The sequence below is a fragment of the Kibdelosporangium aridum genome (assembly GCF_900176515.1).
Lineage (GTDB): Bacteria > Actinomycetota > Actinomycetes > Mycobacteriales > Pseudonocardiaceae > Kibdelosporangium > Kibdelosporangium aridum.
In genome coordinates, this window is sequence record NZ_FWXV01000018.1 from 99,088 (window position 1) to 114,162 (window position 15,075).

The 15,075-nt window shown below is 66.7% G+C and carries 17 protein-coding genes; 6 read left to right on the forward strand and 11 right to left on the reverse strand.

Features of this window, described 5'->3' with window-relative positions:
- Nucleotides 1-8: 8 nt before the first annotated feature.
- From B9C43_RS51720 to B9C43_RS51745, 7 genes are all read right to left on the reverse strand, one after another.
- Complete coding sequence (locus tag B9C43_RS51720) at nucleotides 9-806, reverse strand: class I SAM-dependent methyltransferase (protein WP_084434599.1); 798 nt, start codon at nucleotides 804-806, stop codon at nucleotides 9-11.
- A gap of 28 nt (nucleotides 807-834) precedes the next feature.
- On the reverse strand, nucleotides 835-1,251 hold the full coding sequence (locus B9C43_RS51725; protein WP_084434600.1) for a lasso peptide biosynthesis B2 protein: 417 nt from the start codon (nucleotides 1,249-1,251) through the stop codon (nucleotides 835-837).
- Between the two features lie 9 nt (nucleotides 1,252-1,260).
- Entirely contained in the window at nucleotides 1,261-1,518 is a 258-nt protein-coding gene (locus tag B9C43_RS51730; RefSeq protein WP_084434601.1) for a lasso peptide biosynthesis PqqD family chaperone, read from the reverse strand.
- A gap of 10 nt (nucleotides 1,519-1,528) precedes the next feature.
- Nucleotides 1,529-3,355, reverse strand: a complete 1,827-nt coding sequence (locus tag B9C43_RS51735) for an asparagine synthase-related protein (protein ID WP_084434602.1) — start codon at nucleotides 3,353-3,355, stop codon at nucleotides 1,529-1,531.
- 126 nt (nucleotides 3,356-3,481) lie between these two features.
- The gene (locus tag B9C43_RS59245; RefSeq protein WP_235039336.1) at nucleotides 3,482-3,592 is read right to left on the reverse strand and encodes a keywimysin-related RiPP; all 111 of its coding nucleotides are present in this window, start codon (nucleotides 3,590-3,592) and stop codon (nucleotides 3,482-3,484) included.
- 448 nt (nucleotides 3,593-4,040) lie between these two features.
- Nucleotides 4,041-4,730, reverse strand: a complete 690-nt coding sequence (locus tag B9C43_RS51740) for a response regulator transcription factor (RefSeq protein ID WP_033391886.1) — start codon at nucleotides 4,728-4,730, stop codon at nucleotides 4,041-4,043.
- On the reverse strand, nucleotides 4,727-5,959 hold the full coding sequence (locus B9C43_RS51745; RefSeq protein WP_084434603.1) for a sensor histidine kinase: 1,233 nt from the start codon (nucleotides 5,957-5,959) through the stop codon (nucleotides 4,727-4,729). The genes B9C43_RS51740 and B9C43_RS51745 overlap by 4 nt, the downstream gene beginning before the upstream one ends.
- 169 nt (nucleotides 5,960-6,128) lie before the next feature.
- Here B9C43_RS51745 and B9C43_RS51750 point away from each other — a divergent pair, with 169 nt between their 5' ends.
- The 4 genes from B9C43_RS51750 to B9C43_RS51765 all read left to right on the forward strand — a co-directional run bounded on the left by B9C43_RS51750 (nucleotide 6,129) and on the right by B9C43_RS51765 (nucleotide 9,294).
- Nucleotides 6,129-6,479, forward strand: coding sequence for a DUF6223 family protein (locus B9C43_RS51750; RefSeq protein ID WP_084434615.1), 351 nt, complete (start codon nucleotides 6,129-6,131; stop codon nucleotides 6,477-6,479).
- Between the two features lie 130 nt (nucleotides 6,480-6,609).
- The gene (locus tag B9C43_RS51755; protein WP_084434604.1) at nucleotides 6,610-8,205 is read left to right on the forward strand and encodes a flavin monoamine oxidase family protein; all 1,596 of its coding nucleotides are present in this window, start codon (nucleotides 6,610-6,612) and stop codon (nucleotides 8,203-8,205) included.
- A 4-nt stretch (nucleotides 8,206-8,209) separates the two neighbouring features.
- A complete protein-coding gene (locus tag B9C43_RS51760; protein ID WP_033391892.1) occupies nucleotides 8,210-8,866 on the forward strand; it encodes a Rid family hydrolase in 657 nt (218 codons plus the stop codon).
- A 44-nt stretch (nucleotides 8,867-8,910) separates the two neighbouring features.
- Nucleotides 8,911-9,294 (forward strand): hypothetical protein, encoded by a 384-nt coding sequence (locus B9C43_RS51765; RefSeq protein ID WP_084434605.1) that lies wholly within the window; start codon nucleotides 8,911-8,913, stop codon nucleotides 9,292-9,294.
- A 4-nt stretch (nucleotides 9,295-9,298) separates the two neighbouring features.
- On the opposite strand, the gene B9C43_RS51770 is transcribed toward B9C43_RS51765, so the two are convergent.
- The 4 genes from B9C43_RS51770 to B9C43_RS51785 form a co-directional block, all read right to left on the reverse strand.
- Nucleotides 9,299-10,072: a maleylpyruvate isomerase family mycothiol-dependent enzyme gene (locus tag B9C43_RS51770; RefSeq protein WP_084434606.1), complete on the reverse strand. Its 774-nt coding sequence runs from the start codon at nucleotides 10,070-10,072 to the stop codon at nucleotides 9,299-9,301.
- Entirely contained in the window at nucleotides 10,069-10,566 is a 498-nt protein-coding gene (locus B9C43_RS51775; RefSeq protein ID WP_084434607.1) for an SDR family NAD(P)-dependent oxidoreductase, read from the reverse strand. The genes B9C43_RS51770 and B9C43_RS51775 overlap by 4 nt, the downstream gene beginning before the upstream one ends.
- A 114-nt stretch (nucleotides 10,567-10,680) precedes the next feature.
- A complete protein-coding gene (locus B9C43_RS51780; RefSeq protein WP_084434608.1) occupies nucleotides 10,681-11,961 on the reverse strand; it encodes an MFS transporter in 1,281 nt (426 codons plus the stop codon).
- Between the two features lie 55 nt (nucleotides 11,962-12,016).
- Nucleotides 12,017-12,760 carry a 3-oxoacyl-ACP reductase family protein gene (locus B9C43_RS51785; RefSeq protein ID WP_084434609.1) on the reverse strand — a complete coding sequence of 248 codons (744 nt, stop codon included), beginning with the start codon at nucleotides 12,758-12,760 and terminating at the stop codon, nucleotides 12,017-12,019.
- 451 nt (nucleotides 12,761-13,211) lie between these two features.
- Here B9C43_RS51785 and B9C43_RS51790 point away from each other — a divergent pair, with 451 nt between their 5' ends.
- Both B9C43_RS51790 and groL read left to right on the forward strand, forming a co-directional pair.
- Nucleotides 13,212-13,754, forward strand: coding sequence for an SDR family oxidoreductase (locus B9C43_RS51790; RefSeq protein ID WP_235039337.1), 543 nt, complete (start codon nucleotides 13,212-13,214; stop codon nucleotides 13,752-13,754).
- Nucleotides 13,755-13,962: 208 nt separating this feature from the next.
- A partial coding sequence (groL, locus tag B9C43_RS51795) for a chaperonin GroEL (protein WP_084434610.1) occupies nucleotides 13,963-15,075 on the forward strand: 1,113 nt, incomplete at its 3' end.

Consider the following 15,075-nt stretch of genomic DNA (forward strand, 5'->3'; position numbering starts at 1 on the left):
TGTGGACTTCATGCGGCCGGGGCCAGCGCGCGGTACATGGTCAGGTGCCGGTCGAAGGCGATGCCGCCGTTGGCGTGCATCTGTTCGGCCCCGGTGAGGAACCGGCGGTGGAACTCGGCGGCCCGGTCGGGCGGCAGCCACTCGACCGAACCGGACGACACCGCGGCAGGCAGGCGCGAGGCGAACAGATCCCACAGCGCCGCGGGATCGGAGACCGGCTCAGGGTGTTCGAAATCCTTGCGGGTCAAGCCGGTGAATCCGGCCGCTGCCAGCAGTCCGGTCACGTCCACATCCGTTTGCCCGTCCCGGTCCTCGGCCACGGTGGCGGGAAAGAACTCCTGAGCCAGGTCGACGAGCCACTGCCAGCGACCGCGGTGCGGAAGCGGTCCTGGCACGGACAGAGCGAACACCCCGCCTGGCCGCAGCACGCGCCGCACCTCGGCCACTGCCACCGCCGGATCGGACAGCAGGTCGATCACGAAGCCCGCGGTGACCATGTCGAAGCAGGCATCAGGAAAGGCCAAGCGGTGAGCGTCCAGCATCGACACGGCAACGGTGGGAAAGTCCGCGCGCAGGCGAGCGACCATGCCTGGGGCGGCGTCCCCAGCGGTGACCAAGCAACCGCGGGCCAACGCGGCCCGCACGACAGCGCCACGGCCGGCGCCCACGTCCAGCAGCCGGGCTCCTGGCACCGGGTCGGCGTAGTCCAGTAACAGCCGGCCGAACTCGAGCGTGGCCGGATCCAGCTCTTCGTATATGCCTGCGTTGTCGTCGTACCACTGCCAGGACTGCTCGGTCTGGGTCATGGGGATCTCCTCCACCTGGGTCTCGTGTTCATGGCACGGTGAAGAACGTCCGGAAGTAGCCATCGGGGTAGTCCTCGCCGACCATCACGCCGTCGACCTCGACCCATGCGTGGGCGTAGAACGGGGCGAGCCGCCGCGCGCCGAGGCACCAGGTCGGCCAGTGGCCGTACGAACGGCACAGCAGGATTGTGGCCAAGGATCGGAGCAGACATCCTTCGCGTCCCGCGCAGGCCAAGCTCACCGACACCACGGCCTGTCGGGCGTCGCACGTTTCCTCATAGGTGGCCGGCCGAACGTCCCGGTGCAACCAGGCCAGCACCTTGCGGATGCGCTGTGGCGACCTGGTGGCCAGCAAGCGGGCGGCAGCCACCATCGCCCGCACCCGGATCCGGCGTCCGAACGACACCGAGCGGGGATCGTACGAAATGGACTCTGGGCTGGACATGGCTTCTCCCTACTGCTCGACCAGTCGCGCGGAACGCAGATCGGCCAGGAGGTCCCGCACGTCCCGGGTCGCGTCGTCGAGACTGACCCCGTACTCCTCAGTGAGCGCCTGTGCCGCCTGTCCGGCTGTGCCGCCGGCCATCAGGGTGCGCAGCACGAGTGCGCCGGTTCCGTTGAGGTCGTAGTACTCGCCACTGTCGCCGTCGAGCAGCACGATCCCGTACTCGGTCTCGGCGTCGAAAACGCCGGGACGCAGCTTCAGCGCCATGAGACTCTCCTTATCGGGGCACCGTGTGGCGTTCCAGCGCGCGCAACCAGATCTCGCACGCGAGGGTGGGATAGAGCGCACTGAACTCCACGGCCGTCGGCAATGGGCGTGCGCAGACCTCCCGGAGCGCGTCCTCGTCGATCAAGCCGAGCTTGCCAAGCCGGGAGTTGTCACACAGGGCCAGCATGTCGGCGCGGTTCTCGCGCAGTCCGACCTCGACCTCATGCGCTCCGATGGCCTTGGTCTGGCGGGTAAGGGTTTCGTCCGGGACGATGCCGCGCATCGCTTCGACAGCAAGGGGTTTGAACCGCCAAGGGGTCACCCGTTCTTGCGGGCGCACCGCGAGGCCCGCCTCGATCACCCGGTCGTCGAAGTAGGGCGCGGCCAGTCTGACTCCCCGCTGACGAGCGAGCTCGCCGAGGTTGCGAACCATGCGTGCGACGCCTCCCAGGTCCGCGAGCTCCTGATGCTGGCCGTGGCCGTGACCCAGCGGTTCGGCGGCGGGCGCGGCGCTGCGGATCAGGTCGCGGACCGCCGCCACCGCATCCGGTGTCGTCCAAGGGGGCAGCCGAACCGGCTTGGCCCAGTAGAAGCTCGGCCCGAGTGAGGACAGTGGGCCTGCGGTCAGTTCGGCGCCGAACCGGAGCAGCCATGCCTGGTAGGACTCGCTGTTCAGCAGTTGCCGCAGCGCCATCCGGTAAGGCCACCGGTTGAGCGCCGCGTAGCCGCGCAGGTTCCGCAATGCGATGCGGGGCTGGCGCCGCAGCATGGTGTGCAGATGAGCGGGCGAGCCGCCCAGCACTTGGTCACCACCGAAACCGGTGAGGTGCGTCGTTGACCCGCGCGCCGCCGCCCGGTCGGCGATGACCAGCCACCTGCGATCGAGAGTGACCGCACACGGTTCGTCCAGCGCGACGTCGTCTTGCTCGCCGATGCCGGAGAAGGCGAACGGGGCGCACTCGGAGGGAACGACGTGATGCTCGATGGTGTCCAGCGCGGCCACCGTCCGCCGCGCCCAGAACACGTCATCCGCGAGTGGATCCGGCGGCGCCCAGGTATAGGCGGCCACGTGTGCCGGGCCGCGGGCAGCCAGGCAGCACAAGGAAGTGGTGTCGAAGCCGCCCAGATCGGTGGAGATCAGATCATGGCCCCGCGTCCGTACCTCGACGGCGCCCGACAACGCCGCGCGCAGCGCGGGCGCGCCCTCGGCCATCGGCACGGTAGGCTCCGGCGCGGTCCACCACCGCACATGCCTGTGCCGCCCAGCACCGTCGATCGTCAGGTAGGACCCAGCGGGCACGGCCGCCAGGCCACGCCACATCGGCTGTCCGCCGATCGGATGTGGGGCGCACGGTTCGAGCAGCGCTACCGTCAGCCGAGCCTCATCCAGTGCGGCTCCAGTGAGGCCTGCCAGCACATCGGCGCGGTTGGCAGCCACCGTGACGCCGTCGACGCTCGCATGGAGCACCCGGCGGAAGCCACTGATCGGGCTCTGGACGCGGACCTGGCCTGCCACCGAGGCGATCAGGTGGAAGTTGCCTGCCCACGATGAGGATGGTTCGTCGAGGTCGGCGAGAGTACCGACACGGCCGGCGACCCGTGTCAGGAATGCGGCCGAGAGCAGGTGCTCGCCGATGACGGCGATCGCGGTGCCGCGGCTCTCGGCGACGGTGATCTCCTCCTGGGCCCACCGGCCGACCAGCCAGGTTCGCCCGGAAGGATGCCGCGTCACGCATGTCGCCTGGCTCCGCAGCGCCGCGGCGACCGGTTCGGCCGCCCGGCAGTCGGGGAGCACGACAAACCATGAGGGCACGTGATCGAGGCGGGCATAGGTCACGGCCGGACTCCTTCCCGGTGGTGTACGAGCACGCCGGGTGGTGCGGTGCCCACCCGGACTCGCTCCCCGGGCCTGCACGGCGACTGCCGTGCAGGCCCCAAGGAGCGAGCGGTCAGCCGTCACTCACTAGTTCTTGTGGGACAGAACAATGAGGTCAGCCGGACCGTGACTGCCGACACCGGTCTTCTTGGTGAAGGAGCCAGAGGCCCGCAGAGTCGGACGCTCGTATGTGCGCATCGATTTCACCTCCTTTCGTCATATCGCTATTCGTCGAAGCAGGCCCGTGACAAATTTGTGTCACCCGCCGCGAGTAGGTTACGATTTCGCCGGCCGGATGAATCCCGCGATGCCGCTCTTCAAACGTCGCAAGGCCTTGCCTTCGCATATGAGGGCAACAAGTCTTACTCCGTTTCCCAGGCGCGAATAGTGTGCAATGTCATTTATTGAGTACGCGCGTGTCATCGCGGGAGTGGTGCGATCGTCACGGTCGTGACCTGCTGATCTCCGATGAGATCCGGGCCCGTGTTCAACGATTCACGCGAAGGAGGTAATCGTTACGCCAGAGAGTTAATCATTGGTATGAGATCAATTATTCGGAGCACGCTCCGTAATACGCAAGACATTTTTGCGTATTCGGTACCGAGGTGTAGTTCACAAAGGGCTGTAACAAGCGGGACAGCGAACCCTACGGAGTGACGAGCCCTGTTTGGTAGGCGATGACGACCAGCTGTGCACGGTCGCGGGCACCGAGTTTCACCATGGCATGGCTGACGTGGGTACGGGCGGTGGCCGGGCTGAGGAAGAGTTCAGCGCCGATCTCGTCGTTGCTCATGCCCTGACCCACGAGCGCCAGAACCTCACGTTCCCGTTCGGTAAGCACTGCGAGCCGGTGTTCGGCAGCCTTGTTGGCTGTTCGCTGGGCGGTGAACTGAGCGATGAGGCGACGCGTGATGCGCGGCGCGAGCAGGGAGTCTCCTGCGGCGACCACCCGGATGCCATGCAGAAGCTCGGCTGGGCCTGCGTCTTTGAGCATGAACCCGCCCGCGCCGGCTTGCAGGCCCTCGAAAACGTAAGCATCGGTGTCGTAAGTGGTCAGGATAAGGATGCGAACCTGTTGAAGGCCTTTCGTGGCGGCGATCTCCCGGGTGGCCTGGATGCCGTCCATCTTCGGCATGCGGATGTCCATGAGCACGACATCCGGGCGCGCGGCGCGGGCTTGTTCCACGGCTTCGGCGCCGTTGGTGGCTTCCCCGACCACCGTGATGTCGTCCTCGACGTCGAGCAGAAGCCTGAAGCCGGACCGCACCAACTGCTCATCGTCGACGAGCAGGACCTTGATCGGAGCACCGTCGTTCGACGCGCCTGAGGTGTTCATACGTTCGCCGTTCCGGTTGGGGCCAAGGGCAGCCGAGCGGTGACCGCGAATCCCCCGCCCGGGAGCGGGCCCGCGTCAAGTTCTCCGCCCAAGAGCTGACAACGCTCGCGCATCCCGAGGATCCCGCGGCCCGGCTTGTCCCAGCCGTCATCCGGGTGCGGGGCCGCTTCGTCCCTTCCCGCAGGCTCTCGACGGCCCTCGTCTCGCACACGGATCTCCACGGTGTCGGCGCCGTACTCCAGTCCGACCGTGACCCGAGTCGGGCCGACGTGGCGAATCACGTTGGTGATCGACTCCTGCAGGATTCGGTACACGGCACTGCCCACCGCACTGGGCACCGGCGAAGGCGGTGAGGACGCCACAAGGTCGACGTCGAGCCCGGCTTCGCGCGCCTTGGCGGTGAGATCGTCGATCTGGCCGAGACCGGGGTGCGGGACGCGGCCGTCGTTGTCGTCACGGAGGACTCCCAGGATGGACCGCATCTCCTGCAGCGCATGGGAGCTGGTCTTCTCAATGGCCTCAAGGGTCTCGCGTGCTCGTTCCGGCCGCTTGTCGAGCACATGCGCGGTGACGCCGGCTTGGACGTTGATGATGGCGATGGCGTGTGCGACGGTGTCGTGGACTTCGCGCGCGATCCTGAGCCGTTCCTCGTCGACCCGGGCTCGCGCTTCTTCCTCGCGCGTCCGCTCCGCCAGCTCGGCGCGTTCCAGCGCTTCGGCCGCGATGAACTTCCTCGACCGGACACTCTCGCCGAGTGCGGCACTCATGACCGAAGCGCCGATCCGGAAGAACACCCAGCCGATGGCGGCTGGTGGCTGGATGTCGGCGGCAGCGAGCAGCCAGCACGCTGCCATGGCCGCGATCCCCACACCGGCCGTCACCAGTGAGCGGCGCCCGTCGCCGAGAGCGGTGAGCGTGTAGATGGCAACGAACAATCCGAGCCATCCAGGCCCGTCCGGGAAGTCGAGGGCGTAGTAGACCACGCTGGCCAGTGCTGTCGCGGCGAACACCGCGACGGGCCAGCGGCGGCGCACAGCCACGGCCGCGCCACTGACGACCAACAGGATGTATCCCAGATACCCAAGGTCGGCAAGGGGACGCAGCACCAGTTCGGGCTCTCCGCTGTTGCGGACGATCGTGCCCTGGACCTGCATCACGGTGATGAACAGCGCCAGCAGCACGTCCTGCGCCCAGGCAGGCAGGCGAAACAGCATGACGCGAACCTGCATGCCGCGATCATAGGGTTCCCAGCCGCGCGGGCGCCTACGTCGAGGAGCGCGGTTCGGGGCGAGCCGCCTACGTCGATCTTCGTATCCACTGCCGCCTGCTGACCGAGGACACCCCGATCTCACGACGCGACGATTGTTCGCGTCCAGCCATTCGATCGAAAGGACCTCGATGTCCGCCCTTCACTTGCTTGCCTCGGAAGTCTCAATCACCGCCGCGGGTTACGAACTCGGCGTCGGGCGAACCGTGCCCACCGTGGCAGCCCTGCTGGGGTTGACCAGCGTGATCTTCGGCGGGCTGGCACTGGCCCGATCCCGCCGCACCGGGATGATCGTGGCCCTGGTGCTGGGACCGATCAGCATGATCGTCGGCGGGGTCCATGGTGCCAACGCCGCCGGTGGTCTCGGCACCGGCAACGGGCTCGCCGGCGCCATTTTCGCCGTGGTGCTGGGGCTGATCGGCGTGGTCCTTGGTGGACTGTCGCTGGCCCGCTCCCGTCGCACCGGCCGATCCGTTCGCTGATGCGCGACAGGTTACCCGCAGGCTAACGGATTTCCGGTTGTACTAACGAGTACGACACCGCGCCGTCACGGCAACCCGTTGAAAGGTCAACAAGGCTCTCGATCACGGATCTTCTGGGAAGGGAGCCACGATGAGCCCTGACGTGACGCGTCGCGCTCTGCTGCGATCAATCGGTGTCGCGGGTGGTGCGGGAGTGATGTTCGAATCCATGCGGGCACTGGGGCTGGTCGCCTCGCCGGAGGCACTCGCGACGCCCGCCTACCAGCCACCCGCCACCGGTGATCTCACGGTTGCCAAGCGCGGCAAGAAGGTTGTCATCCTCGGGGCCGGGATAGCCGGCCTTGTCACTGCCTACGAGCTCGGCAAGGCCGGTTACGACTGCACGATCCTCGAGGCGAATGACCGTGTCGGCGGCCGCAACTGGACGGTGCGTGGCGGCACGACCATGACCGATCTCGACGCCAACACCCAGACCGCGAAGTTCGCGCACGGCCAGTACCTCAACGCTGGACCGGCCCGGCTGCCGCAGTCGCACATCACACTCGACTACTGCCGTGAACTCGGTGTTCCGGTGGAAACGTTCATCAACCAGAACGCCAACGCGTTGCTCTACAACGAGCAGTCCGGCGTCGCTGCACAGCAGTACCGGACCGCGAAGGCAGACTTCTACGGTTACATCTCCGAACTGCTGGCGAAGGCCGTCGACCACGGTTCGCTCGACCAAAGCCTGTCAGGCGAGGACAAGGACCGGCTGCTGACCTTCCTGTCCGGGTTCGGCGCGATCGGTGACCGTGCCGACGGATTCGCCTACACAGGCACCAGTCGGCGCGGCTACTCGGTGGAGCCCGGCGCGGCGGAGCAGGCTGGTGTGGTGCTCGGCCCACCGCCGTCACTGTCCACTGTGCTCGCCAGCCAGGTCGGCCGGTACTTCTCGTTCGAGTTCGGCTACGACCAGGCGATGACGATGTTGCAGCCGGTCGGCGGCATGGACGCGATCCCCATGGCGTTGTACCGCGCGATCGGCCGTCACAAGGTGCGATTAGGCGCGGCGGTCACCAAGGTCACCGATCTCGCCCATGGCGTCGAGGTCGTGTACAAGGACGCCAGGGGCAAAGAGGTTCTCGTGCGTGCCGACTTCTGCGTGGCCGCCCTCCCACCGCACGTGATGGCTCGCATTCCGACCAATTTGGACGCGGGTGTGACGGCCGCGCTGCGCTATCCGACCGCGACACCAAGTGGCAAGATCGGGCTTGAATACCGGCGCCGGTGGTGGGAACAGGACGACCGGATCTACGGCGGTATCACCGAAACTGACCTCGACCTCGCCCACATCTGGTACCCGTCTTACGGTTTCCACGGTGAACGAGGTGTTGTCGTCGGCTACTACAACACTGGGGCGAACGCCACCGCCTATGGTTCCCTGTCGCATGTGGAACGGACCAAGCGCGCTGTCGCGCAGGGCGTGAAGATCCACGGCAAGAAGTACAGCGACGAGCTCGTCAGTTCGTTCTCCGTTGCCTGGCAAAGAGTCCGTCACATCGAGGGAGCCTGGGTCAGCTGGCCGTCAAGGACCAGCGGTGAATACGCATTGCTGAACAAGCCCGCCGGGCGCGTGTACTTCGCTGGCGACTGGCTGAGCTATTTCATCGCATGGCAGGCAGGTGCCATCGACTCGGCCCGTTACGTCGTCACCAACATCCATCAGCGCGTCATGGCGGAAAGGTAAGCACATGAACCGGTTCTCACGTCGGCGATTGGGCATCGTCGCCGGTGGCACAGCCGCGGCACTCGGCGTCGGCACCACGGACGCGGCAGCGTCCGGTGGGCGAAAAGCCCCACGTCCCACCGAGGTTCGCTTCAACCTGCCGCCGGGCGGCACCAATCCTTCGATCGCCAACGGTGTCGCGGTCGGCAGCATGGTGGCCGTGTACACGAGCAGCGGACTCGGGCCGGCCGCGGCGAATCCGTCCGCGCCCGCCGGCTCGCCGGAACAGTACGTCGACCTCTCACTGTTCCCCGGTGGGAAGCTACCGGCCGGCGTGACCGTCACCGAGGCACAGGCCTGGAACACACTGACCCGGATCGTGGACAACCTGACGACCGTGGGACTGCGCCCTCGTGACGTAATCACGATGAAGTGTTATCTCAAACGCCCCGCGGGTGCGTCCGATGCCGATTACGCCGGCTGGAACCGGGCCTACCGCCAGTTCTTCGCCAACGTCGACCTCGGCACCGGCGCACCGATCCCGGTGCCGACCGGAACCGGGGCAGCGGCTCCAGCGAAGATCCTCAACCCGGCCCGGCCTGCTCGTGCGACGCTTGAGGTGGCCGGTCTGGCCGTGCCTGGCTGGTTGATCGAAGTCGAGGTCCAGGCCACGTATCACTGACCGGAGCCTGGTGCGACCGCGGTATCCGCCGGGATGATTCTCGGATGGACGGACGCCCGGATGACGCGACCCAGATCCTCCTGGCCGAGTACGCGGCGCTTCGCGCCGAGGCCGAACGCCGAGCGACTGTTCAGTGGCACGTCGTCGCTTTGCACCCGACCAGGCTCGCCTTCCAGGGAGTCGCTGTCCTGGCCCTGGTCGGTGCCCTGGGGGCTGGCATCTTCCTGTGGATCACCCGGTCGCCGTCGTGGTATGTGATCGCCGGCTTCGCGGTGGGTTGGTTGATCGACACGCTGGCAACGGTTTTCTTGCACCGTTCGATCGTGCGGCTGACGACCGCGTTCATCGCCAGCCGTGAGCCGACGGGCACCCTGCGAGCCGTGGCCGCCAGCAGCGGACACGACCACTGTCGCAAAGGTCGCCGATGATCCGTCAGAAGCCGGGGAAAACGCGACGCAGGTCGTCGAGTGTGATGTTGCCGTCGATGGTGACGCCGTTGTCGTACGGGGCCTTGAGACGGCCGCTGATCAGCCGGACAAACGCTTCCGGCGGCCCGTTGAACGTCGCGGAAGGTGACTCGACATGGTCAACCACGGTGACCGCGTCATCGATCACCAGACCGGCGCCTGGGACCGCGACGGACACCGGGGCGGCGAGCTCGGCCGGCTTCGCGAGGAAATTCAGCATGAAGGCCACGGGCCCGGTCAGGAGGTCGACGAGTACCGCGGCCGAATCGGCGTCCACTTCGGCGTGCGCGTCGAATGCCACGCGCACGTCCCAGGAATGGTTGGCCACCTCGTTGAGCCGCATGCCCAGGGCGGTCACCAGCGGGACCGGCTCCGGCAGGAACCCGAGGTCGACGGTCAGCGACGAGCGCTGCTCGGGGGTGAGCGCCTCGACGGTGTCGAGCCAGCGGCTGTCGTATTCCAGAAAGCCCTCAGCCTGCGCTCGCGGCGCGGACGCGTCCCAACGGGCCCAGATCGTCTGGTTGTCCTCGGCCGTCACGGTCTCTCCGGCCGCCCGCACAATCGGCGCGCGGCCGATCTCCGCACCGCTACCGAGGTGGGAAAGGACCTGGGCGACCGTCCATTCCGCGGCACCGCTCGTGGCGGCCAACTGATCGTCGGTAAGGGTGCGCACGAGACCGGCAAGCGTGTCATGCTCGGAGCGAAGTGCAGTGATCGTGCGGTCTACGAGTTGGCTCATGCCACGCCCAACCCCGGAACGGACGCATCTGTTCCCCCGATCAATGCCTCACCGGCCCGCCCCCGGCCAGTGCTGGTGAACGTCCCGAACTGAACTTGCCGAGGATCGCCCCAGACGATCGAACAGGCGCTCAGTAGGAAGGCGGGTTCAAGCAGAGCGGCATCGGCAGGCTCAACGGCCACGGTGGACTGCAGGCCTTCCACCTCAGGGCCGGTGAGGGTGGGCTGTCGCGCGGAAAAAGCGTGCACAATGGACAGTGCACGGAAGACGCTCTGCGTGCCGGTCACCGACGGCTCGACAGTGGCGGCGACTGCCTTTCCGGTGTGACTCTGAATAGCGTCCGCGGCAACTTGTACTCGTTCGGCGTTCCGGTCCATGAGTACGACGTCGGCGCCCGCGGCAGCGAGCTGTTCGGCGATGAAGTAGCCGATTCCGGCATTGCCGCCAGTCACGGCATACGCCCGGCCGGCGAGCGGGGGTGGTTTCCAGGTCATTCTGCCGATGACCTGATGAAGCTGCTCGCCCAGACGCCATCGAACCGGGGTCTCCGCGGGAATCGACCGCGTAGCCCGAACGCCGAAACGGTCGGCAGCCGCGGGTGGACCGCGTCAGGCGTTCTTGGGGAAGGCGTGCTTCCTTCCGCCGGTGACGGCCGCGGTGGCGGCGACCAGCAGCGCCAGCGCAGCCCACGTGATTGACGCGGCTCCCAGGCCCGCGATGAGCAGGCCGCCGACGAGGCCGCCAGCCGCGATGGACCCCGAAATGACGGTAATGACGATCGACTGGGCGACGTCGGCGGCCTCACGGGAGGCGTTGATCGCGGCGCCGATGAACAGGGAGGCGGAACTGCCGAAGGCGAAGCCCCAGGCCCCGACGGCGATGTAGACCAGCGCGGGCGCGTCGGAGAGCACTGCCAGGACGAGCACACTGATCGCGAACAGCACAGTGCTGGCCACCACGAGCTTGCGCAGGTGGCGGTCGATATGCATGCCGACCACGAGGGTGCTCAGCACGGACGTGACGCCGAAGACGAACAGCACCAACCCCGTCCGGCCCTCCATACCCACGTGCCGCAGGAAGTCGCTGACGTAGGTGTAGAGGATGTTGTGCGCGATCATGTATGCGGCGATCGCGAACAGGATGACGCGCAGCCCGGGGATCACCAGGGTGTCGGAAACCTTGCGGCGCTGGTCCACCGGCAGGCCGGGCAGATTCGGCAACGTCACCAGCGCCCACAGCATGGTCAGCACGGTCAGGCCGGCGCACGAGTAGAAGGCGGCCTGCCACCCGCCCAGGGTGCTGAGCCAGGTTCCCAGTGGAATGCCCAGGGCTAGCCCGATGGGCGTTCCAGCCAGGGCGACGGTGATGGCGCGGCCCTGCTGTCCCGCGGGGGCGAGCCGTGCGGCGTATCCGCCGAGCTGTGGCCAGATCATGGCCGTGCCCAGGCCGGCGACGAACCGGATCACCAGGGTCAGCGTGTAGTTGTCGGACAGGGCGGTGAGTGCGTTGGTGACGGCCACGATGGCCAGGGCCACCAGCAGCACGTTCTTGCGCGGCCACTTCGAGAACGCGCGCGTGAGGGGGATCGCCGCGATCGAGGTGGCCGCGGCGTACAGGGTGACGGTCTGGCCGGTGAGCGCGACGCTCGTGTGCAGCGAACGGGCCATGTCCGGGAGCAGGCCCGCTGGCAGGCACTCGGTGAGGATGCCCACGAACCCGGTGAGGAAGAGCCCGAGGAGCGCCTTGCCCGGAAGACGGTCTCCTCCGCGCACTACGGCGGGGGAAGTTGTGTGAACCGCTTCGGGCATGTGCTGCTCCATCAGTCGGACCTGGGCCTGCGGGGACAGGCTGGTTTCACGTGCGGCGTTGGTTTCCCACCGCGGCGCCATTTCCAGAACACCGAGGCGGGATAACGGGCCGGGTTCATCCGGCCTCTTCGCCGAGTCAGACAGTGAAGCCGCCGTCGACGTTCCAGTTGGCGCCGGTGATGAACGCTGCTTCCGGCCCGGCCAGGTAGCTGACTGCACTGGCGATTTCTTGGGGCTGGCCGAAGCGCCCGAGTGCCATCAGTTCGCGCAGCGTGCCCGCGATCTCGCTGTCCTCGGGGGTCATGTCGGTCGCGGTGGGTCCTACCTGAAGGTTGTTGACCGTGATACCGCGGGGCCCGAGTTCGCGGGCCAGCGCGCGCGTCAGTCCGGCGACCGCCGCCTTCGACATCGCATAGATCGACATTCCGGCCAGGGGCACCCGGTCAGCGTTGATGCTGCCGATGTTGATGATGCGACCGGTGGTGCCCAGATGCGGCAGCGCCGCTTGGATTGCGGCGAAGACACCCCGGATGTTGATGGCGACCAACCGGTCGAACTGATCCATGGTCAGCGATTCGATGGGACCCGCGGGGAGGATGCCGGCGTTGTTGACGAGAATGTCCAGGCCGCCCAACTGGGTCACGGTCTCGTCGATCGACCTGGTCACCTGCTCGGGATCACCGCTGTCGGCCTGAAGCGCGATCGCGGTGCCCCCGGTTTCGGCGACCTCGGCCACCAGCTTCTCAGCCGCGGCGGCCGAGGCGCTGTACGTGAAGGCGACCGCAGCGCCGTCCCCCGCCAGCCGTCGCACGACCGCCCTTCCGATACCGCGCGAACCCCCGGTCACCAGCGCTCGCCGGTCCGCAAGTGGTACCGCCATGTCATCACCCTTTTCGATCTGCGCATTACTGCGTCTTACTGAAATCGCGCGATAATGTGCCCCCGGCTTGCAATGCATGCGCGGTGGAGTTTCATTTCGCCGATAACGCTACAGTTCAACCGCCGTAAAAGAGGCCGGTCACTGTAGTGAATGGTGGTGAACTATCAGGTTCCGCGTTTTCGCATTCGACGTCCGTTCATCCTTTTGGATGTCGTGTGGCGGAAAAACCCGGCTAGCCACGACCTTTTGCTTGCAATGCTACGAGTTCGGCCGTCCGCTAGCCTGTCCCTGTTGGTAGTACTCATGCTGGACGTACGGGCGATCTGGATGCCGCGAGAGGTGAAGACCGCGTCCACGGTCGCGTCGGGACTGGCCCGATGCACCAGGTGGTCTACTGAGCAGCCTGTGGGGTGCACTGGCTATTCAGGCCGACAACGCGGACGGTCAGGCCGTGCGGGCCGCGGTCGACGTGGCGGCAGCTGAGTTCGGCGGACTGGACATCCTGGTCAACAACGCTGGCGTGTTTCCCTCGGGGCCCTTGGACGAGGTGACGTTGGAGGACGTGGACCGCACCTTGGCGATCCATGCCCGATCGGTGTTCATCGCCGCACAGACTGCGGCCGCCCACATGACTGATGGTGGCCGGATCATCAACATCGGCAGCTGCTTGATCGAACGGCTGCCCGGGCCGGGAATGACGTTGTACGCGATGAGCAAGTCGGCGCTCAAGGGCCTGACCAAGGGATTGGCTCGGGATCTGGGCCCGCGCGGAATCACAGCGGTCGTGGTAGATCCCGGCCCGACGGACACCGACATGAACCCCGCGGAGGGACCCGCTGCTGACTACCTTCGGGGATTCATCGCCGTCGGCCATTACGGCCACGCGCAGGACGTCGCCGGCATGGTGGCCTACCCTGGCCGGTCCTGGTGGTCGCCACGTCAGCGGAAGCTCTGTCCTGGTGGACGGCGGGTTCGCCGCGTAAGTCCCTCTTGACCGCCACGCACCGGTCCTACGCCAAGTCTCCAAGTAGCCGCTGATTGCGCGAACGGTTCAGTTGCTTTCGTGCCGCGACAGTGCTATTTGAGAATTAGCACTCGACTCGGGTGAGTGCTAATCGGGTGGGCGTGCCGCCCGCCCATGGCCGGGCCGATGGGGCCCGCTCGGCACGTGTCAGTTCAGGTCGACATGGGAGGACAACGCCATGGCGAAGATGCTGGCGTTCGACGAGGACGCTCGTCGTGGACTCGAGCGCGGCATGAACATCCTCGCCGACGCCGTGAAAGTGACGCTCGGCCCGAGGGGTCGTAACGTCGTGCTGGAGAAGAAGTGGGGCGCGCCGACGATCACCAATGACGGTGTGTCCATCGCGAAGGAGATCGAGCTCGAGGACCCGTGGGAGAAGATCGGGGCCGAGCTGGTCAAGGAAGTTGCCAAGAAGACGGATGACGTCGCTGGCGACGGAACCACTACCGCCACCGTGCTGGCACAGGCGCTCGTTCGCGAGGGCCTGCGCAACGTCGCGGCGGGAGCCAACCCGATCGCGTTGAAGCGGGGCATCGAGCAGGCTGTCGAGGCCGTGGCCGAGCACGTGTTGAAGTCCGCCACGGAGCTGGAGACCAAGCAGCAGATCGCGGCGACGGCGTCGATCTCGGCCGGTGACCGGACCATCGGCGAGCTGATCGCCGAAGCGATGGACAAGGTCGGCCGGGACGGTGTGATCACCGTCGAGGAGAGCAACACGCTCGGCATGGAACTGGAGCTCGCCGAGGGTATGCGCTTCGACAAGGGCTTCATCTCCGGTTACTTCGTGACCGACCCCGAGCGTCAGGAAGCGGTCCTCGACGAGCCCTACATCCTGTTGCACCAAGGCAAGATCAGTTCGGTCAAGGACCTGCTCCCGCTGCTGGAGAAGGTCATGCAGGCCGGTAAGCCGCTGCTGATCATCGCCGAGGACGTCGAGGGCGAGGCCCTGGCGACCCTGGTCGTGAACAAGATCCGTGGCACCTTCAAGTCCGTCGCGGTCAAGGCTCCTGGCTTCGGTGACCGCCGCAAGGCGATGCTGCAGGACATGGCCACCCTGACCGGCGGTCAGGTCATCAGCGAGGACGTGGGCCTCAAGCTGGACAACGCCGACATCTCGCTGCTGGGCAAGGCCCGCAAGGTCGTCGTGACCAAGGACGAGACCACGATCGTCGAGGGTGCCGGTGACGCCGAGCAGATCCAGGGCCGGGTCAACCAGATCCGCGCTGAGATCGAGAAGAGCGACTCGGACTACGACCGCGAGAAGCTGCAGGAGCGCCTGGCCAAGCTGGCC

Bases quoted from the DNA above. Each gene is read 5' to 3' on its own strand.
- B9C43_RS51720 (WP_084434599.1), bottom strand. From the start codon at position 806: ATGACCCAGACCGAGCAGTCCTGGCAGTGGTACGACGACAACGCAGGC.
- B9C43_RS51725 (WP_084434600.1), bottom strand. From the start codon at position 1,251: ATGTCCAGCCCAGAGTCCATTTCGTACGATCCCCGCTCGGTGTCGTTC.
- B9C43_RS51730 (WP_084434601.1), bottom strand. From the start codon at position 1,518: ATGGCGCTGAAGCTGCGTCCCGGCGTTTTCGACGCCGAGACCGAGTAC.
- B9C43_RS59245 (WP_235039336.1), bottom strand. From the start codon at position 3,592: ATGCGCACATACGAGCGTCCGACTCTGCGGGCCTCTGGCTCCTTCACC.
- B9C43_RS51740 (WP_033391886.1), bottom strand. From the start codon at position 4,730: ATGAACACCTCAGGCGCGTCGAACGACGGTGCTCCGATCAAGGTCCTG.
- B9C43_RS51745 (WP_084434603.1), bottom strand. From the start codon at position 5,959: ATGCAGGTTCGCGTCATGCTGTTTCGCCTGCCTGCCTGGGCGCAGGAC.
- B9C43_RS51750 (WP_084434615.1), top strand. From the start codon at position 6,129: ATGTCCGCCCTTCACTTGCTTGCCTCGGAAGTCTCAATCACCGCCGCG.
- B9C43_RS51755 (WP_084434604.1), top strand. From the start codon at position 6,610: ATGAGCCCTGACGTGACGCGTCGCGCTCTGCTGCGATCAATCGGTGTC.
- B9C43_RS51760 (WP_033391892.1), top strand. From the start codon at position 8,210: ATGAACCGGTTCTCACGTCGGCGATTGGGCATCGTCGCCGGTGGCACA.
- B9C43_RS51765 (WP_084434605.1), top strand. From the start codon at position 8,911: ATGGACGGACGCCCGGATGACGCGACCCAGATCCTCCTGGCCGAGTAC.
- B9C43_RS51770 (WP_084434606.1), bottom strand. From the start codon at position 10,072: ATGAGCCAACTCGTAGACCGCACGATCACTGCACTTCGCTCCGAGCAT.
- B9C43_RS51775 (WP_084434607.1), bottom strand. From the start codon at position 10,566: ATGACCTGGAAACCACCCCCGCTCGCCGGCCGGGCGTATGCCGTGACT.
- B9C43_RS51780 (WP_084434608.1), bottom strand. From the start codon at position 11,961: ATGGCGCCGCGGTGGGAAACCAACGCCGCACGTGAAACCAGCCTGTCC.
- B9C43_RS51785 (WP_084434609.1), bottom strand. From the start codon at position 12,760: ATGGCGGTACCACTTGCGGACCGGCGAGCGCTGGTGACCGGGGGTTCG.